General features: G+C 42.0%; 30 protein-coding genes. 12 read left to right on the forward strand and 18 right to left on the reverse strand.

The window, feature by feature from the left end:
* The first annotated feature begins 466 nt into the window (after positions 1–466).
* The 4 genes from AACU25_RS06075 (at position 467) to AACU25_RS06090 (ending at position 2,181) form a co-directional block, all read left to right on the forward strand.
* Positions 467–1,204 (forward strand): M50 family metallopeptidase, encoded by a 738-nt coding sequence (locus tag AACU25_RS06075; RefSeq protein ID WP_096574356.1) that lies wholly within the window; start codon positions 467–469, stop codon positions 1,202–1,204.
* A gap of 5 nt (positions 1,205–1,209) precedes the next feature.
* Complete coding sequence (locus AACU25_RS06080; RefSeq protein ID WP_096574357.1) at positions 1,210–1,395, forward strand: hypothetical protein; 186 nt, start codon at positions 1,210–1,212, stop codon at positions 1,393–1,395.
* Positions 1,392–1,652, forward strand: a complete 261-nt coding sequence (locus AACU25_RS06085) for a hypothetical protein (protein ID WP_321206882.1) — start codon at positions 1,392–1,394, stop codon at positions 1,650–1,652. The genes AACU25_RS06080 and AACU25_RS06085 overlap by 4 nt, the downstream gene beginning before the upstream one ends.
* 64 nt (positions 1,653–1,716) lie before the next feature.
* Positions 1,717–2,181, forward strand: coding sequence for a ribosomal protein L7/L12 (locus tag AACU25_RS06090; protein WP_096574359.1), 465 nt, complete (start codon positions 1,717–1,719; stop codon positions 2,179–2,181).
* Positions 2,182–2,187: 6 nt separating this feature from the next.
* Here the strand turns inward: AACU25_RS06090 and AACU25_RS06095 are convergent, their stop codons facing one another.
* Positions 2,188–2,523 carry a XisI protein gene (locus AACU25_RS06095; RefSeq protein ID WP_096574360.1) on the reverse strand — a complete coding sequence of 112 codons (336 nt, stop codon included), beginning with the start codon at positions 2,521–2,523 and terminating at the stop codon, positions 2,188–2,190.
* Positions 2,511–2,930 (reverse strand): XisH family protein, encoded by a 420-nt coding sequence (locus AACU25_RS06100; RefSeq protein ID WP_096574361.1) that lies wholly within the window; start codon positions 2,928–2,930, stop codon positions 2,511–2,513. Before AACU25_RS06100 ends, AACU25_RS06095 begins: the two co-directional genes overlap by 13 nt.
* A 209-nt stretch (positions 2,931–3,139) precedes the next feature.
* Between AACU25_RS06100 and AACU25_RS06105 the strand changes: the two genes are divergently transcribed.
* Together AACU25_RS06105 and AACU25_RS06110 are read left to right on the forward strand one after the other, a co-directional pair.
* A complete protein-coding gene (locus tag AACU25_RS06105; protein WP_096574362.1) occupies positions 3,140–4,264 on the forward strand; it encodes a phosphotransferase enzyme family protein in 1,125 nt (374 codons plus the stop codon).
* Entirely contained in the window at positions 4,261–4,812 is a 552-nt protein-coding gene (locus AACU25_RS06110; RefSeq protein WP_096574363.1) for a DOMON-like domain-containing protein, read from the forward strand. Before AACU25_RS06105 ends, AACU25_RS06110 begins: the two co-directional genes overlap by 4 nt.
* Before the next feature lie 32 nt (positions 4,813–4,844).
* Here the strand turns inward: AACU25_RS06110 and AACU25_RS06115 are convergent, their stop codons facing one another.
* The 7 genes from AACU25_RS06115 to AACU25_RS06145 all read right to left on the reverse strand — a co-directional run bounded on the left by AACU25_RS06115 (position 4,845) and on the right by AACU25_RS06145 (position 9,022).
* The gene (locus AACU25_RS06115; protein ID WP_096574364.1) at positions 4,845–5,507 is read right to left on the reverse strand and encodes an MnhB domain-containing protein; all 663 of its coding nucleotides are present in this window, start codon (positions 5,505–5,507) and stop codon (positions 4,845–4,847) included.
* Positions 5,507–6,073, reverse strand: coding sequence for a DUF4040 domain-containing protein (locus AACU25_RS06120; protein ID WP_096574365.1), 567 nt, complete (start codon positions 6,071–6,073; stop codon positions 5,507–5,509). The genes AACU25_RS06115 and AACU25_RS06120 overlap by 1 nt, the downstream gene beginning before the upstream one ends.
* Positions 6,066–6,344, reverse strand: coding sequence for a monovalent cation/H(+) antiporter subunit G (locus tag AACU25_RS06125; protein ID WP_071989378.1), 279 nt, complete (start codon positions 6,342–6,344; stop codon positions 6,066–6,068). Before AACU25_RS06125 ends, AACU25_RS06120 begins: the two co-directional genes overlap by 8 nt.
* Entirely contained in the window at positions 6,341–6,592 is a 252-nt protein-coding gene (locus AACU25_RS06130; protein WP_096574366.1) for a hypothetical protein, read from the reverse strand. The genes AACU25_RS06125 and AACU25_RS06130 overlap by 4 nt, the downstream gene beginning before the upstream one ends.
* On the reverse strand, positions 6,592–6,978 hold the full coding sequence (locus AACU25_RS06135; protein ID WP_096583535.1) for a Na+/H+ antiporter subunit E: 387 nt from the start codon (positions 6,976–6,978) through the stop codon (positions 6,592–6,594). Before AACU25_RS06135 ends, AACU25_RS06130 begins: the two co-directional genes overlap by 1 nt.
* 124 nt (positions 6,979–7,102) lie before the next feature.
* Complete coding sequence (locus AACU25_RS06140; protein ID WP_096574367.1) at positions 7,103–8,530, reverse strand: cation:proton antiporter; 1,428 nt, start codon at positions 8,528–8,530, stop codon at positions 7,103–7,105.
* Between the two features lie 147 nt (positions 8,531–8,677).
* Complete coding sequence (locus tag AACU25_RS06145) at positions 8,678–9,022, reverse strand: cation:proton antiporter subunit C (RefSeq protein ID WP_096574368.1); 345 nt, start codon at positions 9,020–9,022, stop codon at positions 8,678–8,680.
* A gap of 744 nt (positions 9,023–9,766) precedes the next feature.
* On the opposite strand from AACU25_RS06145, the gene AACU25_RS06150 reads away from it, so the two are divergent.
* Together AACU25_RS06150 and AACU25_RS06155 are read left to right on the forward strand one after the other, a co-directional pair.
* Positions 9,767–10,678, forward strand: a complete 912-nt coding sequence (locus tag AACU25_RS06150; RefSeq protein WP_096574369.1) for a hypothetical protein — start codon at positions 9,767–9,769, stop codon at positions 10,676–10,678.
* Between the two features lie 225 nt (positions 10,679–10,903).
* Complete coding sequence (locus AACU25_RS06155) at positions 10,904–12,826, forward strand: Hsp70 family protein (protein ID WP_096574370.1); 1,923 nt, start codon at positions 10,904–10,906, stop codon at positions 12,824–12,826.
* A 522-nt stretch (positions 12,827–13,348) separates the two neighbouring features.
* On the opposite strand, the gene AACU25_RS06160 is transcribed toward AACU25_RS06155, so the two are convergent.
* Positions 13,349–14,533 (reverse strand): n-acyl-d-glucosamine 2-epimerase, encoded by a 1,185-nt coding sequence (locus AACU25_RS06160; RefSeq protein ID WP_096574372.1) that lies wholly within the window; start codon positions 14,531–14,533, stop codon positions 13,349–13,351.
* Positions 14,534–14,783: 250 nt separating this feature from the next.
* Between AACU25_RS06160 and AACU25_RS06165 the strand changes: the two genes are divergently transcribed.
* From AACU25_RS06165 to AACU25_RS06175, 3 genes are all read left to right on the forward strand, one after another.
* Positions 14,784–14,972: a DUF4089 domain-containing protein gene (locus AACU25_RS06165; RefSeq protein WP_096574373.1), complete on the forward strand. Its 189-nt coding sequence runs from the start codon at positions 14,784–14,786 to the stop codon at positions 14,970–14,972.
* Positions 14,969–16,342 (forward strand): AtzE family amidohydrolase, encoded by a 1,374-nt coding sequence (locus tag AACU25_RS06170; protein WP_096574374.1) that lies wholly within the window; start codon positions 14,969–14,971, stop codon positions 16,340–16,342. Before AACU25_RS06165 ends, AACU25_RS06170 begins: the two co-directional genes overlap by 4 nt.
* 402 nt (positions 16,343–16,744) lie before the next feature.
* Positions 16,745–17,374: a hypothetical protein gene (locus tag AACU25_RS06175; RefSeq protein ID WP_096574375.1), complete on the forward strand. Its 630-nt coding sequence runs from the start codon at positions 16,745–16,747 to the stop codon at positions 17,372–17,374.
* A gap of 41 nt (positions 17,375–17,415) precedes the next feature.
* Here the strand turns inward: AACU25_RS06175 and AACU25_RS06180 are convergent, their stop codons facing one another.
* The 7 genes from AACU25_RS06180 to AACU25_RS06210 form a co-directional block, all read right to left on the reverse strand.
* The gene (locus AACU25_RS06180; protein ID WP_096574376.1) at positions 17,416–18,444 is read right to left on the reverse strand and encodes a 2-hydroxyacid dehydrogenase; all 1,029 of its coding nucleotides are present in this window, start codon (positions 18,442–18,444) and stop codon (positions 17,416–17,418) included.
* Positions 18,445–18,944: 500 nt separating this feature from the next.
* Positions 18,945–19,262, reverse strand: a complete 318-nt coding sequence (locus tag AACU25_RS06185; protein WP_096574377.1) for a type II toxin-antitoxin system RelE/ParE family toxin — start codon at positions 19,260–19,262, stop codon at positions 18,945–18,947.
* Positions 19,262–19,516: a ribbon-helix-helix domain-containing protein gene (locus AACU25_RS06190; protein ID WP_096574378.1), complete on the reverse strand. Its 255-nt coding sequence runs from the start codon at positions 19,514–19,516 to the stop codon at positions 19,262–19,264. Before AACU25_RS06190 ends, AACU25_RS06185 begins: the two co-directional genes overlap by 1 nt.
* A 54-nt stretch (positions 19,517–19,570) precedes the next feature.
* Complete coding sequence (locus AACU25_RS06195; protein ID WP_096574379.1) at positions 19,571–19,846, reverse strand: hypothetical protein; 276 nt, start codon at positions 19,844–19,846, stop codon at positions 19,571–19,573.
* 281 nt (positions 19,847–20,127) lie between these two features.
* The gene (locus tag AACU25_RS06200) at positions 20,128–22,731 is read right to left on the reverse strand and encodes a tetratricopeptide repeat protein (RefSeq protein WP_096574380.1); all 2,604 of its coding nucleotides are present in this window, start codon (positions 22,729–22,731) and stop codon (positions 20,128–20,130) included.
* Between the two features lie 286 nt (positions 22,732–23,017).
* A complete protein-coding gene (locus tag AACU25_RS06205; protein ID WP_096574381.1) occupies positions 23,018–23,416 on the reverse strand; it encodes a hypothetical protein in 399 nt (132 codons plus the stop codon).
* Between the two features lie 288 nt (positions 23,417–23,704).
* The gene (locus AACU25_RS06210) at positions 23,705–23,971 is read right to left on the reverse strand and encodes a hypothetical protein (protein ID WP_339382005.1); all 267 of its coding nucleotides are present in this window, start codon (positions 23,969–23,971) and stop codon (positions 23,705–23,707) included.
* 324 nt (positions 23,972–24,295) lie between these two features.
* Between AACU25_RS06210 and AACU25_RS06215 the strand changes: the two genes are divergently transcribed.
* Positions 24,296–24,691 (forward strand): hypothetical protein, encoded by a 396-nt coding sequence (locus tag AACU25_RS06215; RefSeq protein WP_096574383.1) that lies wholly within the window; start codon positions 24,296–24,298, stop codon positions 24,689–24,691.
* 194 nt (positions 24,692–24,885) lie between these two features.
* On the opposite strand, the gene AACU25_RS06220 is transcribed toward AACU25_RS06215, so the two are convergent.
* Entirely contained in the window at positions 24,886–26,709 is a 1,824-nt protein-coding gene (locus AACU25_RS06220) for a tetratricopeptide repeat protein (RefSeq protein WP_096574384.1), read from the reverse strand.
* Positions 26,710–26,718: the final 9 nt, after the last annotated feature.

A 26,718-nucleotide genomic window follows, 5' to 3' on the forward strand; every position in this document is an offset into this window, starting at 1 on the left:
ATAAAATTAACCGCCGTTCGCGTAGCATTCCGCAGGAATGGCAGAAGATGAATCAATTCAAAATTCAAAATTCAAAATTTAAAATTAAATACAGCCACCCACAAGGGGGTGGGGTTTCTACATACCTTGAGAAATAAGGATTTTTTTACCCACCAGGGGCGAGGTTTTGAGCCTAGCTTTTTCCTATAAACGCAGCTAAGAGTTTGCGCGTCCGGGTCTCCCGGCGCAAAACTTTTCAAGACAGATACACACCGATAAATTGGTAATTCACTAAACTAGGAAACGCAATAATTGGTAATTGTTAAATAGTAGTGATCACCTAACAAACGTTAAGTAAATCGTTATAGGCTGATCAGCAAAAAAGCGAAGCTACAATTAGTTTTGCTTTCCCGTTGAAACCTAAACAAGTAGATTAGCATGGAAGAAAATACAGCCTTGCAAGTAATTACGTTAAGGAAAGTGATCCATGCGGGAACCAGGAAAAAATTTTGAAAACTTGCTCCCTCAAGAAGCACCTAAAGAAGTAGAACGAATGGGGTTAACCTGGCTAATTGCGGCTGCGATCGCAACGGTTGTGTTGTGGCAAGTGCCAGCAGGCGATTATATTTTATACCCGTTTACTATCCTGGCTACTTGGTTTCATGAAATGGCTCACGGCTTAATGGCGCTGATTTTGGGGGGACAGTTTGATAAATTACAGATTTTTGGCAATGGTTCGGGTGTTGCAACTTACCGCATTGCTAGATCATTAGGGCCTATTGGGCCAGCATTAGTAGCCGCCGCCGGGCCAATGGGGCCGCCAATTGCTGGTGCAGCCTTAATTTTGGCTTCCCGCAGTTTTAAAGCTGCTTCCCTGAGTTTGAAAATATTAGGTGGTTTTTTACTACTGTCTACATTAGTTTGGGTACGTTCCTTATTTGGATTTGTGGCAATTCCTCTACTAGGTTTAATTATTTTAGGTATTGCTTTCAAAGCACCGCGCTGGGTACAAGGTTTTGCAATTCAATTTTTAGGTGTACAAGCTTGTATCAGTACATACCATCAAGTTAATTATCTATTTAGCTATAGTGCAGGCCCGCTGGGACTTTCAGATACAGCACAGATGGAAAGGTATCTGTTTTTACCTTATTGGTTTTGGGGCGGATTAATGGCGATCGCATCTTTGGTGATTTTAGTCCGCAGTCTCCAAGTTGCTTATCGTTGAGTGTGATGGGAAAAAAGCATCACAAAAAAGCGATTGTTTCCTTAAATCAAAGGATTGTCGAACATCAGGAAAAGATTAGACTGGAATCAGCAAAGGATTTTCCCGACGAAGGTTTAATTCGACATTGGGAAAAAGAGATTCGTGCTTTTGAAAAGGCAATCGAACAAGTGCGTAAAAGATTGGGAGAATGAATATGCAGATTAGCGATCGCCCTCTGACAGTCACGAATTCAACTCTCAGTACTCTAATTGCTGAATTAGGTGCAGAATGCAGTAGAGTACAAGCCTTAATCAATCAATTACAGTTACCAAGTTTAACTACTAATCAGCAAGCAGAAATTCTGGGAGAACTACTAGCGGCTACTGTTCATCTCCATACTCACTGCGATATGGATTTTCAAACTCTCTTAGCTGATGAGATGGAAAAATTGCCTGATGAACAAAAATGATGATGTAGTGTCTGCTTAACTCTCCCACAGGGTATTTTGAATTTTAAATTCTGAGTGCAGCGATATGAGTAGCCCGCCAGCAGAAATTACTGTAGAGTGTCCACAGTGTGGTCAATACTACGATGCATGGTACAGACCCTCACTTAATTTTATGCTAGAGGATTTTGATGATGAATATATTGAACGAGTATCTACTAGTACTTGTCCTTATTGTGGTTGTAAAGCTTCGCTGGGGGTGCTGATTGTCAATAAAACAGGAGACTTTAACTTTCAGCTACCGCAGGCAAATTTTAGGCGCAAGGATGAGGAGGCTATGTGTAGTATTAAAATTGAAAGCTTTGACTCCTCAAAGCGCCTAGATGTGATGAAAGTTTTACGAGAAATTACTGGTTTAGGTTTGATGGAAGTTAAGAGCTTACTTGATAATATCCCCGAAATTATTATGAGGGATATAGAACAAAGAAAGGCAGAGTTATTCAAGAGAGATTTAGAAGCAGCTGGCGCAGAAATATCTCTCAAATGTTTTTAGTCAGGTTCAAGCAATACCATAACCTGTATATTCTCTTGCATAAACAGGCTGCAAGCCCAATATAATATCCTGCTTGGGTACACCCATTGCCACTAATTCATCAGCGAGTAATTTATCAGTCTGGTTACGCTGAATCCAGATTTTGCCATTTTTAATATCTAAATGCATTACACAATTGTAGATGCGGCGATGTTTATCCCACCCTACATTCAGAATTTGATAATGTTCGTTTTCCGTATCAAAAATTCTTTGTACTTCAATATCTTCATTGATTGGCGGTACTTTGCTGTATTCGGTTAATAGTTCTTGAATACATTGACGATAAAATGTTAATTTATCCATTTCACTATTACCTCATCTACTGGGTCGTACACAATGAGCTTGACTTGATATTGTCGTACTGATGCTTGTGGTAAATCACGTTGAAAGAACGATTCATAAATTGCAATTGGGATGGCGAGATATAAAGTTCGCTCTTGTTCTTTTGTTTCTAAAACTAAACGATAATTCAAAAATTGACCCAATGCCAAATGAAAATCAAACAGTGCTGAGTCACTTAAAAAACTTTTAATTTCTACAGCTATCTTCTTTCCAGCTTTTTCTGCTGCTACTAACTGTTCTGCACCTAAATCAATTCTAACTTCATCTTTTTCACCAAACTCAATTCTTAAAGGGTCGTGTGTAATTACCCACTGCTCTTTCTGAAGGCTAGTTTTAACTGCTTCATGAAATCGGTCTTTGGCTGACATTGATTCTCATACAATCTGTAACTTGATTTTAAATGGCTAGCGTGTTCAAAAAATACCTAACTACAGATGATTTTGCCAAGTACTGCAAAGGACGCTTTGTAGCCGATTGCAAAAACTGCAACACTTATACACAGACCTAACGTAAAACTTAGGCTACTATATCCCCTATTCCTCTTGGTTCGTTGCGTGGGGAGTAGTCCAGGTTAAATATGAGCATCATAGAAGATATCAAAACCCAAAGTACAGACAATCTAGTTTCTATTGCTGAACAATTCGCGCTTCAGGGTGAGGTGACAAGTGTTCAGGCTTTTGGTAGCGGTAATATTAATGACACTTTTTTAGTAAATATAAATTCCTTAGAAAATCAGAATTTTGTTCTCCAACGTATTAATACACAAGTATTCCGCCAACCGCAACTAATTATGCATAATATGTGTATTTTTACTGAGCATATTCGGAAAAGGCTGGAGCAAAAACCACTTAACCGCCGTTGGGAAGTACCAAGTGTATTATTAACCAAAAATGCACAAGACCATTGGCGGGATGCAGATGGTTCATTTTGGCGGGCGATTAGTTTTATTGCAGGTTCGCAGTCTTTTGACACAATGGGCGATCGCTCTCAAGCTCCGGAAGTCGGCTATGCTTTGGGGATGTTCCATAATCTCATCAGCGATTTACCACCAGAAAAACTCGCTGATACTTTAGAAGGCTTCCACATTACACCCCGCTACCTGCAACACTACAACGAGGTTTTGCCGAAAACCACTGTTAAGAGAACCCCAGAGGTAAATTATTGCTTGCAATTTGTGAGCGATCGCCAACTTTTTGCCAGTACCCTGGAAGATGCAAAAGCTGCGGGTAAGTTACCACTGCGGCTAATGCACGGCGATCCGAAAATTAATAATGTGATGTTTGACACCGCAACTGGGCTTGCTGTCAGTGTCATTGATTTGGATACTGTGAAGCCAGGTTTAGTACATTATGATATTGGCGACTGTCTGCGTTCTGGGTGCAATCCCGTTGGGGAAGAAACAGAAGATTGGGAAAGCGTGACTTTTGATACTGAGACTTGCCAAGGTATCTTACAAGGTTATCTTGCTGTTGCTAAGGCGTTTATGACAGAAAATGACTATGCCTATATATATGATGCAATTCGTTTGATTGCATTTGAATTAGGGTTGAGATTTTTTGCTGATTATTTAGCAGGGAATGTCTATTTCAAAGTTAAGCATCCAGAACATAATTTAGCGCGGGCGCTGGTGCAATTTGCACTGACAAAAAGTATTGAATCTCAGGAAACAGCAATTCGCGCCATTATTCAGGATGTCAAATGAATCATCAGTCATTTTCTCTGCAACCTTTTCCGGGTACTGGGAAATTTCCCGATGTTAAAATTGCAGGTAATATCGCTCGTAATGGTAATCAATTGACTATTCAATATAGCCTATTGGGTGACATCAAAGAAATTGCCATTACCCTACCATCAGCCACACCATCACGCAAGCATGAACTCTGGCAAAATACCTGCTTTGAGTTCTTTATTGGTATTAAGAATTCTCCCCGATATTGGGAATTTAACCTGTCCCCTAGTGGCGATTGGAATATTTACCGCTTTGATGATTATCGTCAAGGAATGGAAGAGGACACAGCTTTTTCTACACTTCCGTTTATTGTGAAACAGCAAGCAGAGAGTGTAGAACTAACTCTAGATTTAGATTTGGAGAAAATTATTACCCAAGAACAAGCCTTGGAAGTCGCAATTACCACTGTGATTAAAAATCAAGATGGTGATGTAACTTATTGGGCTTTAACTCATCGAGGGGCTGAGGCTGATTTTCACTTGCGAGATAGTTTTATTTTAGAATTACCTGTGGCAAATTAAGCTGTGGGATGCGTTGCAACGCATCCTACAAATCACAACAATCCGCGATAGCGAATAAATACTAAAATCGCCGCCCAAGAACCCAACGCAACTTTAATTGCAACTAGGATATTGAGGATTGGTATAATTCCGCCGCTAAAAAGTGCGCCCATTTCTCCTTGGGGTAATTCATAACCGGATAAGGTGATTACCGACAGTACAATGAAAATCAGTACCGAAATTTTTTCCCATTTAGCAGCGTGCCAGCGTTGGTAAATTGCTTGCATCCACTCTGGGGATGAGGTAATTGCTATAAGTCCGATCGCAGTTCCGCCGGCTACACCAGCCGCAAAACCACCACCAGGTGTCAAATGTCCGCGAATGGCTAACTCGATACTTACTAATGAGGTAATTGTGGCACCTAAACGCGCTAGCACAATTGAGGGTTTATCGGTGAAATTATATATGGCGCAGGATGGCCTTTCATTCGCTAGCAGAAAATAAGCGCCCATGATGGCGATTGTAAATACTATGACCTCAAAAATCGTGTCATAAAGACGATTGCGGAGAATAATGACTGTTACCGCATTGGGGATACCACCATCTTTGACAATTGATTCCACAATGGAGAAATCTGGTAGTTGTGGTGCAGGATTGGGTAAGACAATCATTTTGATATACAGCGCTATCCCGGCGGCGATGTAAATCCATTTCATCATGATTTATGCCCCTCCCCTAACTCTGGTGTATCTACATAGTTGAGGCTGGTTGTTGGTGATGAAAGTTCGCTTTGCATGATGTCATAAACTCGTTTCACCCTCACAGCAGTGTGATAAAGCAAGTTTTCATCATTTTGTTCGAGTTTGCTACAGCTAGCATGAACTTCCTTATCTAGCAGCGCCCGTTCTAAAGCTTGTTCATTTGGGTAAGGAACAAGTTCTAGGCGCATATGGCGTTTGCCAAAAATTCTGCGTAACTCATCGGTAATTTGCCCAAAATGGCTGTCTGGTAAAGCGTCGCCATCTTGGATGACACCTAGACGCATAACTAGGGATGAACGCACTGCGATCGCATACAGTGTAATCGCCAGCATTGTACCCACTAATGCTTCGGTTAAAGCTACATCGGCAGCGCCTAAAAGCACATATAATAATGCTGCTAAAGCTCCCAGTATTCCCCGCATTACTAAAGCATTGTAGGGATTGACTTGCATGATCAGCATACAAGCAGACATGGGCAGTAAGGCAGTGATGAAATAGATAAACAAATCGTATTTAGTCATCATTACCTCCACTTGTAGAACAGTACGCCAACACGTAACCCAGCATTGTGTTCCAGATTGCCAAGCAAATAATGCCGAGAATCAACAATGGCCATTCTCTGGGTATTTTCAGCAGCAAACCAAAGACGATACTCATTGAACCCAGGGTATCGGAAACCGAAAGAGTATGCAGCTTGAATAAAAGCGATCGCTTCCCCAAAAGAAATGATGTTCCCCAAAACCAGAAGCAAATACCGATAATTATGCAGGTATAACTTAAAACGGTAATCATACATCACCCATGCGTTTTAGTACATTTGCCAGTAGCATTAACGCCGCATTCCCCACACTCAGGATGATCACCCCAACAATGCCAATCATCCAGTCATCACGTAAAACTGAAACAACCAAAATCATCACGGAAGCTTTAGAAGAGATACTGGCAAATGCCAACATCTTCTGCCAAACGCCATCGTTTCTCCATGCTTCATAGATGGGTATGAGTAAAGCCAAAATCATGGCAATTACTATCAGGTTCATCAGGCTTTCCTCCGTTGAATCCGGTGGACTTCATACCAGCCATCTTCGTGATATTTCACAACAATGGTTTTGGGTGTAAAGGTAATAATGAAAATATCTAAAAAGATGAGTCCGGGTGTTCTTCTGGCGGGAACACGTTCCATGACTATTTCTTCTTGAGTATGGGGCTGGAAAATGATTTGCAATGCTTCGATATAGGCGGTGGGAATTGCTTTTAATCCTTGCCACAAAGCCCGCAGCCAATCTTTTAATTTTTCTCGTGATTGGTGATTATGTGGCAATAACAGGGCAATACTGACACCAATGATGATATTTGCCACAGTAAAATTAGCGGTAAGCAAGAACCAAATAGCCAGCCGCAATAATATATTTAGATATCCAGTCAAGTCGCTTCCCTCCAATTCAAAATTCAAAATTCAAAATTGCTATTAATCGGGACTTGTACCCAAAATTGTTCAATTCAAAAACAAGTTTTTTAAGCTGGATTTTGGCATTTTGAATTTACATAAATTATGGAAATGCCATCCAGAAGATTAGTACTAACATCAAACTCATAAAACCGATGAGATGGTCAAATTGCTCAAGCACACGAGGCAGCTTGACTACGAATCTTTGCACTATGAAAAAATATACAAGCCAGCCAATAGCAATGGTTGCCAGTGATTTGCTGATATCTGCAACATTGTATGCTTGGAAATACACAATATTGGCAGCAATTAATCCACCAATTAACAGCATTACCCCAGGCCAAAAACCAGGTTTGACTTCTCCTGTACCGCCACGGGGTAAAAAGATAAATTTGGCAAAAGATATTGCTGTTCCTACCGCTGCAACATTCATAGCAATAACTTGCCAAGGTGCGAGATTTTTCATGGTCAATACTTTTGCCCCAAACCCAGATAATAAGGGAAAGCCGGATATCGACAAGCTGGCAATAACAAGGGCAATCCAAATAGTAGTATTGATGGGCTTGTGTTGCAAATCCTTAAAATTGCGGCTGGGTAAAGCACCTGCAATTAAAAACAGCGCCGATTTGACTAAGCCGTGAGTTAAGGCATAAAAACCACCGACAACAGGTGCAGCTAGGATAAAACCTAATTGGGAAACAGTGTGAAACGCCAACATTCGCTTGGTATCTTTCTCAAACATGGCGTAGGAAACTCCCAAAAGTGCTGTACCTACGCCAAAAATTCGGATGATAGGATCAGTCTCACCCATAATCAGCGCACAACGCACTAGGGGATACACTCCGGTTTTTACCACAACTCCTGATAGCAAAGCTGATACTGGCGTTTCTGCTTCCGAGTGGGTTAACGGTAGCCACAACCCCGATACAAATACTCCTCCTTTGACTAATAATCCCAAAAATATCAGGGCAAACGCCTCTGGTGGCGCGCCGCTTAAGGCAGAAAAAGCAAAGGAATGATTTGTTTGATAAGCCAGTACTGCACCTACCAGATAAAACAACATAGAAACGTTGCTGACAAATAGATAGCGCAAAGCCACCCAAATTGACCTATCAGTGCGGGGATAAGCTATTAACAGAAAGGCAGCAATTCCGCTAACTTCTAACGCCACATATAAACTGATAAAATCCGTACTGGCAAAGGCCGCATTGACGCTACCATGTAGCATCATGGTTTGGGCGTAAAAAAAAGTTGTCTTATCGCTTTGCCAACAGTAGAGGATAACCGCAGTTGTTACCAGGGCATTTGTTAGAATAAAGTAACCAGTCAATGCATCCAGTGTTAAAGTCACACCGAAGTTATCCAGCAGTTTTAATTCCAGTGGCGATCGCTGCCAAAATAACTGCGCTGCATATCCAGCCGAAGCCAAACCCATAGCTAACGCCAGGTATTTGTCCAGCTTGGGTAGTAAATAAATGACGAACCCCACCAAAAATGGTAGTGTAATCCAGACGAGTGTAATGGTAGTCAAGTCGCTTCGCTCCAATTCAAAATTAAAAATTCAAAATTCAAAATTAAAGACAATTAGCGGGGGCTTGAAACCCAAAATTAATTAATTCAAAATTATTTTTATTATTCATTTTGAATTTTGCAATTTGCATTTTGAATTCAAAAAAGGTCATGGTGTATTATTTTTCTCAATTTCGCTGCTTTCCAAGGTGGGATTATCCCGTGACAACTTCATGACACCGACTAGCATTAAAGCTTGAATCGAAAAGCCGATGACAATCGCCGTCAAGATGACAGCCTGGGGAACTGGATCGGCAAAAGCGCCTTTTTTAACAGTTGATAAAATTGGTGTAAATAAGCCTTCCCGTGATGCGATTAGCACGTAATAGGCAATCACCCCCGTACTCATGACATCCATTGAGACGATTTTCATCACCAGATTTTTTTTCAGAATGATGCCAAAAAATCCGCATAATATGGTGGCGAATACACTTGCTTCTAATACAGGAATCATCTGTAGAGTAAGGGTTAACCTTGATTAATTTTGCAGAATGCTGATAAGTAGAAAAGCAAAATATAGACGATAATTACAGTCTTTTACTTAAGAAAAAACTGCAATACTTTTTCGCACGTTAGAGATACTAACGCTTCATTTGCCAGGAAATCTTGTATTTGATTTTGCTTGACTACCTAATATGAAAAAAAGCTTTTACCACAATCAGGATATGCAAATTTTAAGAAATCCTTGATATCAAGTAATTTCCCCAACCTCTGATGACAAGAAACGGAGTTCTTGTTTTTCTTTGGGATTGAACAAATTTGGAGAATGTTCTGACCACACCCATGATTTTTGACACTAGGCTTTAGTGCTTTTAACGATTTAACACGCTTATTAACTCAACAATATGCCGTCTGCGGTACTCAAAGCAAGAATTTGGCATCAGCAGTCCTTATGGACTGCATATATTAAGACAATGATTCGCTATGAGGATAAGGTTACAAACACAAGCTAGGGCAATACTTGGCGGTTAAGGGGGAAAAGGGGAATGGGAAAAGGGAAAGACAATACCTTTACCCTTCACCTTTAACCTTTAACCCTTGGAGGCTGGAAACCCAAAAGCGTAGGATGCGTTACGCCAAAGGCTAACGCATCCTACTAATTTTCATCTTCGAGATATTTTCATTTGGGAATTACATCCGGCAAATTCCTAATTGAATTACTCTAATATTAGTAATATTTAAAGTATATTTAAAAGCTATGAAAAAAATTATCACGCTTTTTACTGAAGAACGCAACCAACTACAGATAGATATTGAAAATGCCAAGAGTATTGATGCTGTAGTAAAGCTAGTTCAAAATCGATTAGATAATTTAGAAAGAGTTTACATTAGTGAACTAAATTTAACACAAGTGCGATTGGCAGCATTTTTTCTAGATATGCTGAGACAATCAATTAGCAGTCTAGCAGCAGCAAATTTTCAGCCTATTACGACAAAAGAAGCACAGCAAGTTATTAATCCAGTTAGCAAAGTTTCTGCCAACAGATTAATTATCAAACTACTAAAAGTGCTGCTTTATTTAGGAATTGTCGCTTGGTTATTTTATTTAAGTAAAACTACACCCGGCGCTTGGATGGGGATTTTATTAACTGCTGTGCTTTTGGGTTTAGAAGTAGTGCTACAACTCGATAAAAGCAATGCAGAAGAAAATTCAATATCAGCAGCAACCTTGAAATTATCTCAACCTACCCTACGGGTTGATAGCAAAATTTTGTTAGATAACCTAGCTGATGCACTCAACACTATCGACTTAGCAGTTGCTAGATTTGAAGAAGGAAACAAATCAACCGGTGAAACTGGTATAGAAGAACTTCCAGAGTTGTTGGGTTTTTTGCAAAAGCTGATGGGCGCATCATTTTTGGATAAACCCCAAATGGCGATCGCACTCACGCAACTTCTCCCCCAGATTTTAATGGAACAGGGCATTCGGGCGCAAATTTACAAAGCCAACGACCCCACAAGCGATCGCAATTATTTCGATTTTGAGCCGAGTATCGACCCTGACACCCAAGATTACGTTACTTTAACACCAGCGCTGCTAAAAGGCGATCGCTTGCTGCGACGGGGTAGAGTCATTGAACCAGCGTATTCCCAGGCTAAAGAATTATAAGGGACTTCCAAAATATATTATTGCTTTTTTGGCAGGGGGCAGGGAGCAGGGAGCAGGGGGAAGAAAGAAAATATTCTCTCTCGTAAATTGAATCATTGATTTTATAAAATTCTCTAAGTAAAAACACATGAGGTTGTCCTTTGTTATTTATTATTAGTCATTGCATTGACAAAGGACAAAAGACTAATGACCAATGACAAATGACCAATGACAAATAACAAGAGTATGGAAATTTTAGAAACAGTCGGTTTTGATTTAGGACATGGTGAAACAGCTGTAGCCAAAGCTATAGTCGAGAGTATTGAACCTCCACAAATGCTAGAGGTGAATAATAAGAAAAATCAAATTACAGCGCTTGGTTGGCATCCTAAATTGGGCTATCTTGTAGGAGAACAAGCCTTAATTCAAGCTGGTGTTACTCGACTAGAAATTTCCTTTAAAGAAAAACCCAAAAATGATGCTAAATATCGCGAAACTCTTAGCACATTTGTGGCAACTTACTACCGCCTGTTAAAAGAAAGTAAACAAATTGAAGGTGGCGAAACAACATACTTTTATGTGGGTTGTCCTTCTGGGTGGTCAGTTAGCGATCGCACCGAATATCAAAAGCTACTCCAATCAGCCGGCATTGATTTACTAAATGTTGTGCCTGAATCACGGGCTGCTTTTATGCAAGCCAAAGAAGCCGGAAAATTAGAGTATGAAAAACTGCTTTCATCAGTATTAATTGTTGATATTGGTTCTTCTACAACAGACTTTACTCTGGTGAAAAGCTTACAGGAAATTCCTATAGATTTTGGTAGTAATATTTTAGGTGCATCATTAATTGACAAAGCGATTTTTGAGCGTACTCTTGCCAAACATGAGCAAAAGCAATTACTAGAAAAAGTCTTTGCGGAATATCCTCACCACCAAGCACGTTGTGAACTAGCTTGTCGGAAAACTAAAGAAGATTACTTTTCTAACGAACAGCTATATAGCGATGCTCAATCATTTGCCCGTGGCTTTGAGTCTATCAACGAACAAATTTATTTTATCCCCCAAGTTAATAAGTTAATTATGGAGGAAATATTGCATCAACCTTTAGCTGCGTTGGCGAGAAAAAGTTGGATGCAAGCATTTCGTGAAGCAGTCAAAGAAGCAAAAGAACAGCTAGATAAACAAGGAATTGTACCGAAAATTTTGCTGATGACTGGGGGTGCATCGCGAATGAAATTTACCCACCAAATCTGTCAAGAAATCTTTCCCGAACCTGAAACCTTCGTGCGTCCCGATCCCGAACCAGAACGTTGTATAGCATTGGGTTTAGCACGTGTTGGGAGATGGGATTTACGGGCTACCGCTTTTAAACAAGAAGTTAATAAACTGGTAGAATCAAACAAGCTAGAAGAATTAATTTCGCGGCATATTCCCGAATTAATTGAATTGTTAACCCAGCCCCTAGCAAATGGTTTAATTGAAAATGCAGTACGCCCAGGAATCAAAGACTGGCAGAAAAACAAAATCAAGACCTTAGCCGATTTAGAAACCTCAATGAAAAATCGGGCAGAGGATTGGTTGCAAGGTAATATCGCCCAGCTAATAATTAACAATCAATGTATTAGTTGGTTTAACAAAAAAATCCAACCAGACTTAGCCGCAGAAACTGATCCCATCTGCCGAAAGTTTCAAATACCTAGAAGTAGTTTAAGATTTGAAGATAGTATAGACCCGGCTTTTGTTAACCCAGAATTAAGAATTGGTGATGCAATTCTTGCCGAAACTGTAGGGTTGATTGTTAACGTCATCATTGGTGGCGGTACTCTTGCTAGTATCATCACCCTAGTATTAACTGGACATTTTACCTGGCCAATTGCATTAGTATATGGCGCTTCCGCGATCGCAGCGGGAATGGAGTTAAATCGTAAAGGTGTACAAGATGCAATCAAAGCTAATGTTGATGTTCCTGGCTGGTTGCGTTCGAGTTTTTTAAATGACAGAAAAATTGACGAAATGTGCGAGAGAATCCAGCCAGAGTTAGAGCAAGTTTTTCAAGAACAGCTAACAGCTAATCAAGAAGCTTTTGATAAGTTAATCGCCAAAGTTGAGCAAGGATTAGAAACTGCGCTTTCCACCAAAGTGCAAGAAGCAATCATCCTCATCCAATGAAATATCATCTAAATAAATTGGCTAATTTCTGTTCTGAAAGTCCCTAATTTCAAAATATCAAGATAGAAGTTGCTGCAGCTTGCGCGGAACACGGAAATGTTCAAGCAGAAGCTGCTACAGCTTTTACAGAAGCTGCTACAGCTTTTACAAAACAAAAAAACATCAAAGCAGAAGTTATGGCAATTTGAAAAAAGAATGCAACAGATTGTAGGGGCAAGGCATTACCCATTGGTGTCAACTTAACGTGAAACCCGCTTGGTTGCAAGATTTCGCCCTCACCCCCAGCCCCTCTCCCACCAGGAGAGGGGAGCAAGAGATTTAGTTTCCCTTCTCCTGCGGGAGAAGGGGTTAGGGGATGAGGGCGCGAGGGATTTGTACAACACCCGTCGTATATAGCTTTTAGCTTAAGTTGACACCAATGGGCATTACCTTGCCCCTAACTGTGCAATTCATTTATCAGAAAAACCCAGCATTACATCACGTGAATTTTATCGGTGTGTATCGGCGTTTATCTGCGGTTAATTATCCAACAACTTGCGAACTCAACGCCTCAAATTGTTGCCAGCAAAGATACAACGCACGGGGTACATGGAAACAGCCTTTCCATTTACCGCCTTTAAGATTTAACAACACTTCCCCACGCCGATTTAAATAACCAAACCACTCACCATATTCTGGATCGGCAAAGTGCGACCAAGTATAATTGTGCATCTTATTATACCATTCTCGACACTCCGCACGACCTGTTAAGCGATCGCCCATTGCCAATGCAACCAAAGATTCTAAATGCACCCACCACAACTTTTGATCCCATTCCAGTTGTTGGGGAGGATGTCCCGCCGCATCCATGAAGTAATACAAACCGCCATGTTCATCATCCCAAGCAAAATTCAGGATATTTAGCACTACATCCACCGCTTGGTTAATGGTTTTGGTATCATTGCGGCGGTTGGCAATATCCATAATGAACCACATCGCTTCGATACCGTGTCCGGGGTTAATTAATCTCCCCTCAAAACAATCTACGTGAGAACCATCCGGGGCAACGCTTTCATACATCAGCCCTCGTTCTTTGTCGAAGAAATCGTTCATCACTTCCTCAACAGTCATATCTAAGACTTTCTCCAAGGTTTCGCTAGGTAGCAACCATGCCATTTCCAGGGTGAGGTTAGCTAAAATCATCGGTACAGCCAAGGATTTCATCGGGCGTGTACCTGGGTAAGCCTTAGTATATTTGCCCTTGGGGTTATCCTTGCGGCGCAAAACATTATTGTAAGCTTGCATGGCGATATCTCTTGCCCAATCTTCACCACAGGCGAGGGCGTATTGGCTAAAAGCCATCGCTGCAAAGCAATCAGAAAAAATATTGTAAGGTTGGACTAAAGGCTCACCTTCACGAGTTAAGGCGAAATACCAGTTACCATCGCTATCTCTACCATGTTGAGAAAGGAAATTTGCGCCGTTAGTAGCAATTTTGAGCCAATTGTCGCGTTTCTCTAGCTGGTTATACAGCATCGAGAAAGTCCACACCTGACGATTTTGCAGCCAGATAAATTTATCTGTGTCATAAACTTTACCCTCACGATCCAGGCAAGTGAAATAACCGCCTTGTTCCCAATCAATCGAGTATGTTTCCCAAAATGGGAGTACATCGTGCAGCAATGTGTTTTTGTAAAGTTCAGCTAGTTCTTGAAAATCCTGCCCCATAAATGCCCCCAGCCTTGTACTAAAACTAACAGCGTTAATTATTACCGAATTTTAGATTTGAGATTTTGAATGTTGGATTGACGATTGAAAATTTAAAATTTCCACAGGTTTGTTCGCGTAGCGTTACCAGAAGCTAGCCTCAACTTTAGAGCTTTGGAGTCATAATTTGGTAAATTTTGTTTCAGGTGATTAATTTGGCATCAGGGGCAAATAGCTGTAAATGTAGCTGAAACAATTGCGAAGAGGAAATATGGAAAGTCGAGAATTCGATGTGGGTGAGTATGTTGAGCAGATGGCGTTGTTGGTAAATTTACAACTGCGAGATGAGTACCGTGATGGAGTGGTGGCAAATTTTGAGAGAATTAAAGCGATCGCTCAACTCGTGAATGAGTTTCCTATAGCTGAAGAAGTTGAAGTTGCACCTGTGTTTGAACCATGAATGATGCTGTATCAATAGCGGCGGCTATACGTGCGGGTAAGGTTAGCGCTGTGGAAGTTACTAAAGATGCTTTAGCCACAATTGCAGCACGCGATCGCGAAATCAATGCTTTTACGGCGGTAATTGCGGAAACGGCTTTGACTGATGCAGCACGCATCGACAAAGAAATTGCCCAAGGTAACAATCCTGGTGCTTTGGCAGGTGTACCTTTTGCCGTCAAAAACCTTTTCGATGTCGCTGGGTTAACAACTCTCGCAGGTGCAAAAATTAACGCCGAAAATCCCCCAGCTACCCAAGATGCAACCTTAGTAGCCAGGTTGAAACAAGCTGGTGCGGTGTTAGTGGGTGCGTTAAATATGGATGAGTACGCCTATGGGTTTATGACAGAAAATGCCCATTACGGTGCTACTCATAATCCTCATGATTTACAGCGCGTCACTGGCGGTTCTTCGGGTGGTTCGGCGGCGGCTGTGGCTGCGGGGTTAGTTCCGTTAACGCTGGGTTCTGATACTAACGGTTCGATTCGCGTTCCGGCAGCTTTTTGTGGAATTTTTGGTTTAAAACCGACTTATGGCAGGTTATCGCGGGCTGGGGTAGCTTTATTTTCTACCAGTTTTGACCATGTTGGCCTCTTTGCTCGTTCGGTGCGGGATATTGCCACGGCTTTTGATATTCTCCAAGGAGAAGACGATCGCGATCCGGTATGTACAAAACGCCCACCGGAATTATGTTTACCCCAAATTCACGAAGATATATCTGGGATTAAATTTGCCATTGCTGGGGATTATTATACTCAGGGTGCAGAACCGGAAGCATTGTTAGCAGTCGAACAAGTTGCGCGGGCTTTGAATGCAACTGAGTATGTAACCCTACCAGAATCACATCGCGCCAGGGCTGCAGCATTTGTGATTACCGCCAGCGAAGGCGCAAATCTGCATATAAATAAATTGCGATCGCGTCCCCAAGACTTTGATTTTGCCACACGCGATCGCTTTTTAGCCGGGGCATTAATCCCGAGTCAATGGTACTTGCAAGCCCAGAGATTTAGAAGATGGTATCGCGATCACGTGCGAGAAATCTTTCAAAATGTCGATATAATTCTGGCACCAACTACGCCAATGGTAGCCCCATTAATTGGGCAAACCACGATGGTTTTAGATGGACAAGAAATTATCATTCGTCCCCATCTAGGATTATTTACGCAACCATTATCTTTTATTGGCTTACCTGTAATCTCAGTACCAATTCAACGCCCCAATGCCTTACCTTTAGGCGTGCAATTAATCGCTGCACCCTATAATGAAGTCTTAATTTTAAAAGTCGCATCTTTCCTAGAAGCGCAGGGTATAGTCTCCGCGCCTGTGGTTTGAAGCAGGGGAGAGAAATAAAATATTAGTTCGCGTAGGATGCGTTAGCGATAGTAACGCATCAGCACCAAAGCTTTTTGCAATTATATGGAAATACAGTTCAGTTAAGAAAATTCATTGATAACAAAACCAAAAAACTAGTTACTCAACAACATAGCAGAAGAATACTTTTGGAGGGGGTTTGGGGGACGCAACCGTCCCCCAATCGGGGGTTTGGGGGAGAATCCCCCAATTCTTCTGGCTTCTTTTATAAGTGACAAATCAATCGCTAATGAGCTTATCTGAACTGTATTGAATTATATGGGGGAAAGGTTAAAGGTTTTTCCCTTTCACCCTTACCTTTTCCCCCTTGCCCTTCTGACGTGTTGATCTACCATACGATCAGAGAATTTCAAGAGTGTATTTATGACTGCTGAAGTAACACCTACGGCTACACCTGATTTGGCGATATTATTCCAAGCTGCAGCTGCTTATCGCGGTGAAGGTGGTAAACTTCCGACTGCTGCTTTGGTAGTGGATGCGTTGCTAGCAGCAGAAAAGGCAGCCAAGCAGGAAAGATTAACTTATGATTTTGAGTCGCTGGTGGGTAAATGGCGGCTGTGCTTTGCTACTGGTACTCGTAAAGTCAGACAACGTGGAGGAATTGTCTTAGGTAAGGGTGTATATATGCCCAAATTTGCCGCAGCACATATTTCTTTTAGTCAAACTTCCGAAGCAGATTTAGGTAAAGGCGAAATAGGGAATCAAGTGCAAGTCGGCCCAGTATTATTGAAGCTGACAGGGCCAGCAAAATATTTAGGTAAGAAGAATCTCTTGGCGTTTGACTTTACGCAAATGCAAATTAGCTTATTCAATTATATTGTTTACAACGGGCAAATTCGCTCTGGTAAAGTTGAAAATCAAGATTTTTACACCCAGCCAATCGCAAAGCAAGCCTTTTTCGCCTTCTTCCTAGCTACAGAAGATTGTATTGCAGCTCGTGGTCGTGGCGGCGGATTGGCGATGTGGATTAGAGAAGGTAATACCAATTCGTAATTCGTAATTCGTAATTCGTAATTAAGAATTGGTATAAATTTTTAGCTTACCAAGACCTTATTATGTCCAGGTTGTGGTTGCGGACAGATTTCGTAGGGACAATCTCTTCCCTGTTCAAAGTCGGTGATATTTGATAGAGTTGTCTCCGCAATATTATGTAGAGCTTCTTCTGTAAAGAAGGCTTGATGTCCGGTGATGAGAACGTTGGGGAATGTTGTCAGGCGTTGGAATGTGTCATCTTTAATGATTTCGCCTGACAAATCTTCAAAGAATAATTCTGATTCTTGCTCGTATACATCAACACCTAAGTAGCCAATTTGACCAGATTTTAAGCCTTCAATCACGGCTTGGGTATCAATGAGGGAACCTCGGCTAGTATTAATTAACATCACACCCGGTTTCATTTGAGCGATCGCATTTTCATTGATCAGGTGATGAGTTTCTGGAGTTAGGGGACAATGGAGGGAGATGATGTCAGATTTAGCGAATAGTTCTGGTAATTCTACATACTTACCACCCATTGCTTCTATTCCAGGGTTTTGATAGACATCATAGGCGAGGAGGTTACAGCCAAAACCTTTCATAATCTGCCCTAAAATTAAACCGATTTTGCCAGTCCCAACAATCCCGACTGTGCGTCCATGCAGATTGAATCCTAGCAAGCGATTGAGGGAGAAATTACCTTCCCGAACGCGGTTATAGGCGTGATGAATTTTGCGATTGAGGCTTAAAATTAAACCTACGGCGTGTTCTGCGACACCATAGGGTGAGTAAGCTGGGACACGCGATACTCGAATTCCTAATTCTGCTGCTGCATTGAGATCTACGTTGTTAAATCCGGCACAACGGAGAGAAACCAGGCGAGTTCCGTTTTTGGCGAGAATCTTTAAAGTTGAAGCGTCAACCTGGTCATGGACAAAGGGACAAACGGCTGGAAAGCCAGAGGCTAAAATGGCGGTATCTCTATCTAAACGCGGTTCAAAGAATACCAATTCGTGCTGTTTAGAAGAATTTGCAGCTTCCAAAAACTGCCGGTCGTAGGCTTTAGTACTGAAGACTGCTACTTTCATGCAAAACCTTTAGTTTGATGCTGCATAGTTTCCGACTACATAATAGCTTGACTTGAGGACTTGCGATCGCTCTTGCAATGCTTGTCAGTCCTAGGTCTGAAGCGGTATGTCAGCTATGGTGGAATTACAGCAAAAATTTAGAATTGGGAATTGGAGATTATCTTGTACAGACGCGATTCATCGCGTCTCTCTTTCGCATCTCCCCATCGCGTCTCTCCATCGCGTCTCTCTTTCGTGAGATAAATAGGCGGATGGGCCTTGCCATCGGTATCCGCCTCAGATAAACAACAATACTATGAACTTAGTCCATGATTACAGCTAATGCAGCCCTTTTGCTAGGGCTAAATTGCAAAATAATCATTAATTTAATGTAATAACTGTATTTTACTGTAGCGATCGCATCTATCTCGGTGAAGAAAGCAACGCCATTGACAAGTATTTACTGGGGAAATTGTACAATTTGAGCCTTTATCTGGTAAAGCTGCGAGTGCTGCTCAACATCATTCCTGTTCTAGAATATTCTCTATATCTTGTCCAGCATAGAGAAGGCGTACAATTTCAATGCTTTCATCTCGCTCAAAATAAAAAATTAGATACCTTTTAAATCCCTTAACAGCCCATTTACGCAAACCTTGTAGACGCGGATTGTCTACAGGATAACGACTACCCATTCCAGACATTCTGGCTAACTGTGCAAAAGTTTTTCTTACAGAATCAAAAAATAAAAGAGCTGTGTCCCGGTTTTCTTGAGCAATGTAAGCAAAATACCCATCAATATCTAAACTGGCTTTGGGCGTAATGACTATCCGCTTTGTCATTATTTATCTTCATGTAGCTGGTTTATCAGGTGTGTGCGTTTTTGCTCCCACCATTCATCATTAACTTCTATTACCTCTCCACTTTCAAGCCCAGCAATTAAATCTTCTTCTATCTTGTTTTGTGCTTTACGTTTTTGGTCTTGGCTGATTAATGCTTGTAAGTATTCGCTGATTGAACCGTAACCACCTTGCACTACTTGCTCTTCAACAAAGGCTTGCATAACTTCAGGTAAGGAAATATTAATGCTGCTCATCACGTTGATAGTTCAGTTGAACTGTTTTCTCTATATTATCAAGGTCTTCAGGTACTATCTTTGGATAAATCTCTGATAGCATCTGGCATCAAAGTTTTCTGGTAATTGTCCATCTACAACTAAAATGCCATCTTTGCGGTAAAGTTTTGCTGATTGATGAGGCAATAAATTATTCGTTTCTGAGGGTTGGGAAGTATGTTCTTCAGCTACTTGCTGACTTAGAAATTCTATTTTTTCTATAATAGCTTGCAATATAAATTCCTCAGTCGATATTCCTTGACTGCTTGCCCATTTTTCAATTTTTTGTTGGAGTTGGGGAGGAAAATTCATAAGTATGAATATAAATATTACTCTAATTGTAAAAGGCGATTTCTACGACGAGCTATATCTACGCAGTGTTGTTGATGAAAGCGATCGCCTTCATCGCCCATTGTTATACCAATTTTAAAAAAGAATGTGACAGATGTAGCGATCATTCTTCAAGTTGGTACAAATTAGGAATTTTGCAGACTTGGCGATCGCACTTTTGTTGAAGAGAGGATGCGATCAATCGCACTTGACATTCAAGACAGTCGCTACGTAACTGCGTATCTCAGCCTTTTAATTACGAATTACGAATTACGAATTATTCTCTTAGTCAATCGCCACAGCAAGTAAAACGGTAAAATTACTATAGCTAAAAGAATTTGCAAAACCTGACCTAATCGACGTTTCCAAATGCCAAAGGGAGTTAACTGGCGTTGCAGAATTGTGAGATTTTCTCTAGCTTTTACCGTATAAGGATGATTAACACCTAACACCCGTTGATACATCGCCAAGGCATCAATGTAGAGGGGTTCAGCTTGGCTGTACCTCCCTTGGCTATGGTAGAAGAAAGCTAAATTGTTCAAGCTAGAAGCCACATCGGGATGGTCGCCTACAAACAGGCGCTTTGTCATCGCCAAGGCATCAATCCAGAGGGGTTCGGCTTGGCTGTACCTCCCTTGGCTATGGTAAAGACTAGCTAAATTGTTCAAGCTAGAAGCCACATCGGGATGGTCGCCAGCAAACAGACGCTTTCTTATCGCCAAGGCATTAATGTAGAGGGGTTCGGCTTGGCTGTACCTCCCTTGGCTATGGTAAAGACTAGCTAAATTGTTCAAGCTAGTGGCGACATAGGGATGGTCGCCAGCAAACAGGCGCTTTCTCATCGCCAAGGCTTCAATGTAAAGGGGTTCGGCTTGGCTGTACTTCCCTTGGCTATCGTAGAGACCAGCTAAATTGTTCAAGCTAGAAGCGACATAGGGATGGTCGCCTACAAACAGGCGCTTTCTCATCGCCAAGGCATCAATCAAGAGGGGTTCGGCTTGGCTGTACCTTCCTTGGCTATTGTAGAGACCAGCTAAATTGTTCAAGCTAGAAACCATATCGGGATGGTCGCCAGCAAACAGGCGCTTTCTCATCGCCAAGGCATCAATGTAGAGGGGTTCGGCTTGGCTGTACCTCCCTTGGCTTTTGTAGAGATAAGCTAAATTGTTCAAGCTTTGTGCTATATCGGGATGGTCGCCAGCAAATAGGCACTTTCTCATCGCCAAGGCATCAATGTAGAGGGGTTCGGCTTGGCTGTACCTTCCTTGGCTATGATAGAGAAAACCTAAATTGTTCAAGCTTTGTGCTATATCGGGATGGTCGCCTACAAATAAAGCTTGGGAAACGTTTACGCATTCTTCACGCCAAGGTTCTGCTAATTGAAATAGTCCCTGCCCTTCGTAAAATATGCCAATCCCCACAAAGACCGAAATTACTTGCTCACGGGAAACTGATACTGAGGAATTTATCTGCTGTTCTTTTACTTGCTTTATTTCTTCAATTAACCGTTGTCCCAGGTCTTCAAGATGGGGAATCACATCCCTGATGCGTTCAATATCCTCAGAGATGGGTGACAGGGGAACGCTTTGAGCTTTAGTTATCATCGCATTGGCGAAAGTTGTTTCTAACACTGGTTTCATTTCACCAACATCGGCTAACTGCTCTTGCAAGAACCAGCGCACTAAGGCATGAATTTTATAATATCCTTCGCTGTCTTCTACCTGTTGCAACAAGTTACGCCCGTAAAGTTGCTTTTTCGCTGTGTTTAATTCTTCTGCATTCCACCCAAGCAAAGCTGCGTTTTCACTTCCCTCCTCACTGGCGTTTAGGGTTTCGGGGTGGGGTGCTGCTATTTCTGTTTGCTCAAGGTTTTGACTTTTCGTCGCTACCCAAATTACTAAATCCCAAAGAATTAATTGGGGAGCAAATAAACTCAAAAATCTGCCTAATTGTTGCGCTAGGGGGTTAAGTTCTGCCCAGGTTAAGGCGAAGGCGGCTTTAACTCCTAGTTGAGTTGCAGTGAGAGTTTCCCGGTTTTGTAAGGCGACTTCGGCTAATTTACGTGCTTGCAATTGCCTCAACATCATATCTAAAGCTAAATCCGGGTCGCGGACTAAATAACCTCCCACTAACTCGATACCCAAGGGTAAATATTCTAAACATTCACAAATTGCGGTGGCTTCAGTTAATTGGTTTTCTACGCGTCTGTCTCTGATTCCTAACAATCCTTTTAACAGTTCTACGGCTTTACCTGGTTCCTTTTGAGGCGAGAGAACATCTAAGGGAATTGCTTGAATAAAGTTAGGGTCTAAATATCGCAGGCGAGTAGTTACGAGAACGCAAAAGCGGTGGTCTTGGGGAACGACTTCGCGGAGATTGGCTAGGTCGGTGACATCATCAAAGATGATTAAAATGGGTAAATTCGATTGGGGATATTGCGCCCAGCACCAAGCGACTTGTTCTTTGAGGCTTAACAGTCTTCCGCTTTGTTCTTGGGGAATCTCGAAGCCGAATTTCACGAAAAATTCCAAGACTGCGGCGGCGAGGTTGGTTTCTCGGTCGTTGAACCAGGCAATTCCACTATAATCTTGTTGATAGCGTCTGGCGTATTGGGTGGCTAATTCTGTTTTCCCTACCCCTCCCATCCCGGCGATAGCTACATAATCTCCGCGCTGCAATTGTTGATGCAGCATGGTGAGTTCGGTTTCTCGCCCAACAAAATGGACAGAACCGCGATAGGGGATATGATATTTGATCAGGTTTAGCTGTTTTTGCCCTTCAATGATTTGAGTACCGATGTTTACCTGAGCGCCAGGAGCAGCAAAAACACCAATCTTATCAGCAAACTTCCCAGAATCTTCAGGCATACATAGTTAAATTAACTGCGATCGCACTGCTGTGAATAAAAATGTAGGGTGTGTTGCAATACTGCTCGGTTAAGAATTTTCAACTCTTAATTTGGTTTGGGGAAAAGGTGAAAGGGTAAGGGTTAAAGGTTTTTTCTTACCCCTTTTCCCCTTCCCCTTTTGCCCTTAACCGACAAGTATTGGGGTGTGTTGTCGCCAAGCGCCGCACCATCAACGATTCAAAATGTGACCATAGTCATTGGCGGTGCGTTAGGCTTCGCCGTAACACACCCTACGATTCAATGCTTTAAAAGGACTGGTTTTCAATATTGCCGGTTCCACCTGGCATAACTACCTGACCAATTTTATCAGCCAATTTTGTGAGGTTAGGCGTACCCATAATTTCCGCAAACTTAGGATTGGTTTCCGCTTTAGCGGCTGTTGCTAGTTCTTGTGCAGCTTGCGCCAGTTCAGGATTAGCCTGAGTCGCAGATTCTACTTCTAGTACAGCTTTGCCATAATCGAGTGGTTGGTCTGGTGCTTTCTCAATTGCAACTACAGTTTGGGGAGAGTGTTTTCTCAACTTGACGATAAACTCACCTGTCTTATCCCAGACAGCTTGTCCAACATTTTCGCCTGTTTTTTCTAAAGCTTTAGTGGCAATTGTCGCGCCAATTGCGATCGCAGCAGTAGTTAAAGGTTCCATTTGCTACTTTCTCTCGATGTCAGCTATTTATTTATTAACACATAGGTTTTGCGGGATTTTCCGTAATTTAGCTGGGAAATCTTTATCTTGCAGGTTTTTCAGGGTTTAGCAATGCTCACCTGTGTCAACTGAAGCTAAAAGCTATATACGGCGAGTGTTGTACAAAAACCCTCGCCCTCATCCCCTAACCCCTTCTCCCGCAGGAGAAGGGGAACTAAATCTCTTGCTCCCCTCTCCTGCTGGGAGAGGGGCTGGGGGTGAGGGCGAAACCTTGCAACCAAGCTCTTTTCACGTTAAGTTGACACCAATGAGCAATGCTAAACTCCTACGAAAATTTTGTTTGTGGTCACCAACGCGACGATGTTGGTCACCAACGCGACGATGTTGGTCACCAACGCGACGATGTTGGTCACCAACGTGACGATGTTGGTCACCAACGCGACGATGTTGGTCACCAACGCGACGATGTTGGTCACCAACGCGACGATGTTGGTCACCAACGCGACGATGTTGGTCACCAACGCAAACCAATTCCCACAACAACATCATTACCATGCCCCATGCCCCATGTCCTATGCCCTATGCCCTATGCCCTATGCCCTATGCCCTATTTCCGATAATTTACGGTCATTTTCCCAAAATCTTGTAAAAAAAATTTCAAATTCCAGAAATTATGCTGAACCGGAATTCAGGTTGTTTAAGGCAAGCTATTTAAGTAGGCATGATTAATCCTAGCTATATATAGTGTTTTAACGAAAAAGGTTAAGGGAAAAAGGTAACGGTTTTCTCTTTTTTCTTTACCTTTTTTTCTTCTCAATTATAGTTACGTGCAATTGCCGACTTAATTAACTTTTAAACTATTTGCGATTGGGTGTATTTATGACGCGACAAAAACGCACATCTCGCGTGTTAGAAAGGGCTGTTTTGAGGGCGCATGGCTTTAAGGCAATTGATCCCAATATGAACTTTGGGGAAGATTGCGACTTACAAAGTATGCTAGAGGAAATGGAGAAATTACGCAATAAGCTGGAAATTTATAATACTGCTTTAATCGTAATTGACTCTACTAAAAGTGAAATTGAGGAAATAGAGAAGGCTTTGGGCAACATTTCTGAGAGGTTGCTGTTAGCAGTTGCTTGGAAATATGGTAACGATAGCAACGAATATAAGATGGCGGGTGGTGTGCGGAAAAGCGATCGCATTCGTAAAGGTACGGCTACTCGTCTGAAAGCTGGAAGTAAGGCGAAACCTGCGGAAGATACTCCTACAGCTTAAGTAGTGTTGGGAATAGGTAATGGGTAATGGGTAATTGGTAATTGGTAATTGGTAATTGCGTTACTCATTACCATCATCGTCGGGTGTGTTGTCGCCAAGCGCCGCACCATCGGAGGTTGTTCCCAAGCATTGAAGATATTACAACCGTGTCATCATTGGCGGTGCGTTACGGCGAAGCCTAACGCACCCTACGGTTATTGCTGTAATTCGGTGATTAAGTTGAGGATTTCGCGATAATATTGGGTATTTCCTTCTTTGTAATATAGATGGGCGGATTCTTGGAAATCGGTAATTGCGCGTTCGTAATGTCCGAGGTTGCGGTAAATATCGGCGCGGACAAGATAGGCTTCTGTCCAATGTGGTTGTAATTGTAAGGCTTTGTTGAGGTCTTGGAGTGCGGTTTCTAAGTCGCCGATTAAGGAATAGCTGCGGCCTCGGTTATACCAATCTTCGGCAAAGTTAGGCTCAATAGCGATTGCCTGATTATAATCTTCGATAGCGGCTTCATAATCTTCTAGGGCATAGTAGGCATTACCGCGATCGCTATAAAATGCGGCGGAGTGGGGATTGAATTTGATAGCTTGGGTATAATCGGCAACAGCACCTTCATATTCTTCCCACGCGTAACGCAGGGAACCACGATTGTAATAAGCTTCTATTAGTTCGCGGTTGAGTTTGATGGCTTGGTTATAATCAGCCATTGCGCCTTGTTCATCCCCAATTTGGCGGCGGGCGTTGCCTCGATTACAATAAGCTTCGGAAAAGTCGGGGGCAATTTCTATGGCTTGGGTGTTATCGTTAATTGCACCTTGATAATCTTGTAAGGCTTCGCGGACAATGGCTCGACCATAGTAAGCTGTGGCTAAGTTGGCATCAAACATCAAAGCCCAATCGTAATCTTTGATCGCCCCTTGATAGTCGCCTAAGCTACGACGGGCTGAAGCGCGATCGCAATATCCTTCTGCTAATAAGGGGTTGAGTTGCAGTAATTTAGTACTATCTTGAATGGCTTCTTGGTAATCTCCCATGCGTCGGCGGACGTTGGCGCGTAAGCCGTAGACTAAATCTAAGGTGGGGTTTTCTTGTAATGCTTGGTTATAATCTGCGATCGCACCTTCATAGTCTCCTAAGGCGCTGCGGACTAAACCCCGTTCGTAGTATGCTTGTACATCATCGGGATTGAGAGCGATCGCTTGGTCTAAGTCGGCAATGGCTTGTTGATACTTTTCTAAATGAGCGTAAACTAAACCCCGATTATAGTAAGCTCCAGCAAATTTCGGGTTAAGTTCAATAGCGCGGTTGTAATCGGCAAGCGCTCTGGGATAATCTGTCAGGGCATAGCGGGCATTACCGCGATTATGGTAAGCTTCCGTTAAGTGAGGATCTAGCTGTAATGCTTGGTCATGGTCGGCAGTAGCTTGGATATACTCGCCTAAGATTTGGTAAACATTGCCGCGATTAGTATAGGCGGCAGCAAAGTCAGGATGAAGCTGCAAAGCCTGATTAAAATCTTCTATAGCCCCTTCATTATCACCGCGATCGCAACGTGCCACACCGCGATTATGGTAAGCATTAGCAATATCAACATCTATATAAGTAGATAACTGGGGATTAATTTGAATTGCTTGCTGAAAATCGGCTAATGCTGTTTCGTAATTTCCCAGGGCAAAGTAAGCCTTACCTCGACTATGATAAGCTTCCGCTAGTTGGGGATTAATTTTTACAGCCTGGCAATAATCAGCGATCGCCGTTTCATAATCTTCTAATAAATAATGGGCGTTCGCTCGGTTACAGTAAGCTTCGGCAAAATCAGGATTAATCGCCACAGCCCGACTAAAATCTGCGATCGCACCGTGATAATCTTTGATTTCATTAATCAAAATAACTCCCCGGTTATAATAGGCTTCTGCATAGTCAGGATGAAGTTGAATGGCTTGGGTATAATCTGCGATCGCCCCTTGATAGTCACCTTGAGAATTCTTGTTGAAACCCTGATGAAAAAGATTTGTAGCATCCATAATTTAAAT

The organism is Tolypothrix tenuis PCC 7101 (genome assembly GCF_963874875.1).
In the GTDB taxonomy this organism is placed as follows: Bacteria; Cyanobacteriota; Cyanobacteriia; order Cyanobacteriales; family Nostocaceae; genus Aulosira; species Aulosira tenue.

Coding starts and splice junctions, on each gene's coding strand:
- AACU25_RS06075 (WP_096574356.1), top strand. CDS start 467: ATGCGGGAACCAGGAAAAAATTTTGAAAACTTGCTCCCTCAAGAAGCA.
- AACU25_RS06080 (WP_096574357.1), top strand. CDS start 1,210: ATGGGAAAAAAGCATCACAAAAAAGCGATTGTTTCCTTAAATCAAAGG.
- AACU25_RS06085 (WP_321206882.1), top strand. CDS start 1,392: ATGAATATGCAGATTAGCGATCGCCCTCTGACAGTCACGAATTCAACT.
- AACU25_RS06090 (WP_096574359.1), top strand. CDS start 1,717: ATGAGTAGCCCGCCAGCAGAAATTACTGTAGAGTGTCCACAGTGTGGT.
- AACU25_RS06095 (WP_096574360.1), bottom strand. CDS start 2,523: ATGGATAAATTAACATTTTATCGTCAATGTATTCAAGAACTATTAACC.
- AACU25_RS06100 (WP_096574361.1), bottom strand. CDS start 2,930: ATGTCAGCCAAAGACCGATTTCATGAAGCAGTTAAAACTAGCCTTCAG.
- AACU25_RS06105 (WP_096574362.1), top strand. CDS start 3,140: ATGAGCATCATAGAAGATATCAAAACCCAAAGTACAGACAATCTAGTT.
- AACU25_RS06110 (WP_096574363.1), top strand. CDS start 4,261: ATGAATCATCAGTCATTTTCTCTGCAACCTTTTCCGGGTACTGGGAAA.
- AACU25_RS06115 (WP_096574364.1), bottom strand. CDS start 5,507: ATGAAATGGATTTACATCGCCGCCGGGATAGCGCTGTATATCAAAATG.
- AACU25_RS06120 (WP_096574365.1), bottom strand. CDS start 6,073: ATGACTAAATACGATTTGTTTATCTATTTCATCACTGCCTTACTGCCC.
- AACU25_RS06125 (WP_071989378.1), bottom strand. CDS start 6,344: ATGATTACCGTTTTAAGTTATACCTGCATAATTATCGGTATTTGCTTC.
- AACU25_RS06130 (WP_096574366.1), bottom strand. CDS start 6,592: ATGAACCTGATAGTAATTGCCATGATTTTGGCTTTACTCATACCCATC.
- AACU25_RS06145 (WP_096574368.1), bottom strand. CDS start 9,022: ATGATTCCTGTATTAGAAGCAAGTGTATTCGCCACCATATTATGCGGA.
- AACU25_RS06150 (WP_096574369.1), top strand. CDS start 9,767: ATGAAAAAAATTATCACGCTTTTTACTGAAGAACGCAACCAACTACAG.
- AACU25_RS06155 (WP_096574370.1), top strand. CDS start 10,904: ATGGAAATTTTAGAAACAGTCGGTTTTGATTTAGGACATGGTGAAACA.
- AACU25_RS06160 (WP_096574372.1), bottom strand. CDS start 14,533: ATGGGGCAGGATTTTCAAGAACTAGCTGAACTTTACAAAAACACATTG.
- AACU25_RS06165 (WP_096574373.1), top strand. CDS start 14,784: ATGGAAAGTCGAGAATTCGATGTGGGTGAGTATGTTGAGCAGATGGCG.
- AACU25_RS06170 (WP_096574374.1), top strand. CDS start 14,969: ATGAATGATGCTGTATCAATAGCGGCGGCTATACGTGCGGGTAAGGTT.
- AACU25_RS06175 (WP_096574375.1), top strand. CDS start 16,745: ATGACTGCTGAAGTAACACCTACGGCTACACCTGATTTGGCGATATTA.
- AACU25_RS06180 (WP_096574376.1), bottom strand. CDS start 18,444: ATGAAAGTAGCAGTCTTCAGTACTAAAGCCTACGACCGGCAGTTTTTG.
- AACU25_RS06185 (WP_096574377.1), bottom strand. CDS start 19,262: ATGACAAAGCGGATAGTCATTACGCCCAAAGCCAGTTTAGATATTGAT.
- AACU25_RS06190 (WP_096574378.1), bottom strand. CDS start 19,516: ATGAGCAGCATTAATATTTCCTTACCTGAAGTTATGCAAGCCTTTGTT.
- AACU25_RS06195 (WP_096574379.1), bottom strand. CDS start 19,846: ATGAATTTTCCTCCCCAACTCCAACAAAAAATTGAAAAATGGGCAAGC.
- AACU25_RS06200 (WP_096574380.1), bottom strand. CDS start 22,731: ATGCCTGAAGATTCTGGGAAGTTTGCTGATAAGATTGGTGTTTTTGCT.
- AACU25_RS06205 (WP_096574381.1), bottom strand. CDS start 23,416: ATGGAACCTTTAACTACTGCTGCGATCGCAATTGGCGCGACAATTGCC.
- AACU25_RS06210 (WP_339382005.1), bottom strand. CDS start 23,971: ATGGTAATGATGTTGTTGTGGGAATTGGTTTGCGTTGGTGACCAACAT.
- AACU25_RS06215 (WP_096574383.1), top strand. CDS start 24,296: ATGACGCGACAAAAACGCACATCTCGCGTGTTAGAAAGGGCTGTTTTG.
- AACU25_RS06220 (WP_096574384.1), bottom strand. CDS start 26,709: ATGGATGCTACAAATCTTTTTCATCAGGGTTTCAACAAGAATTCTCAA.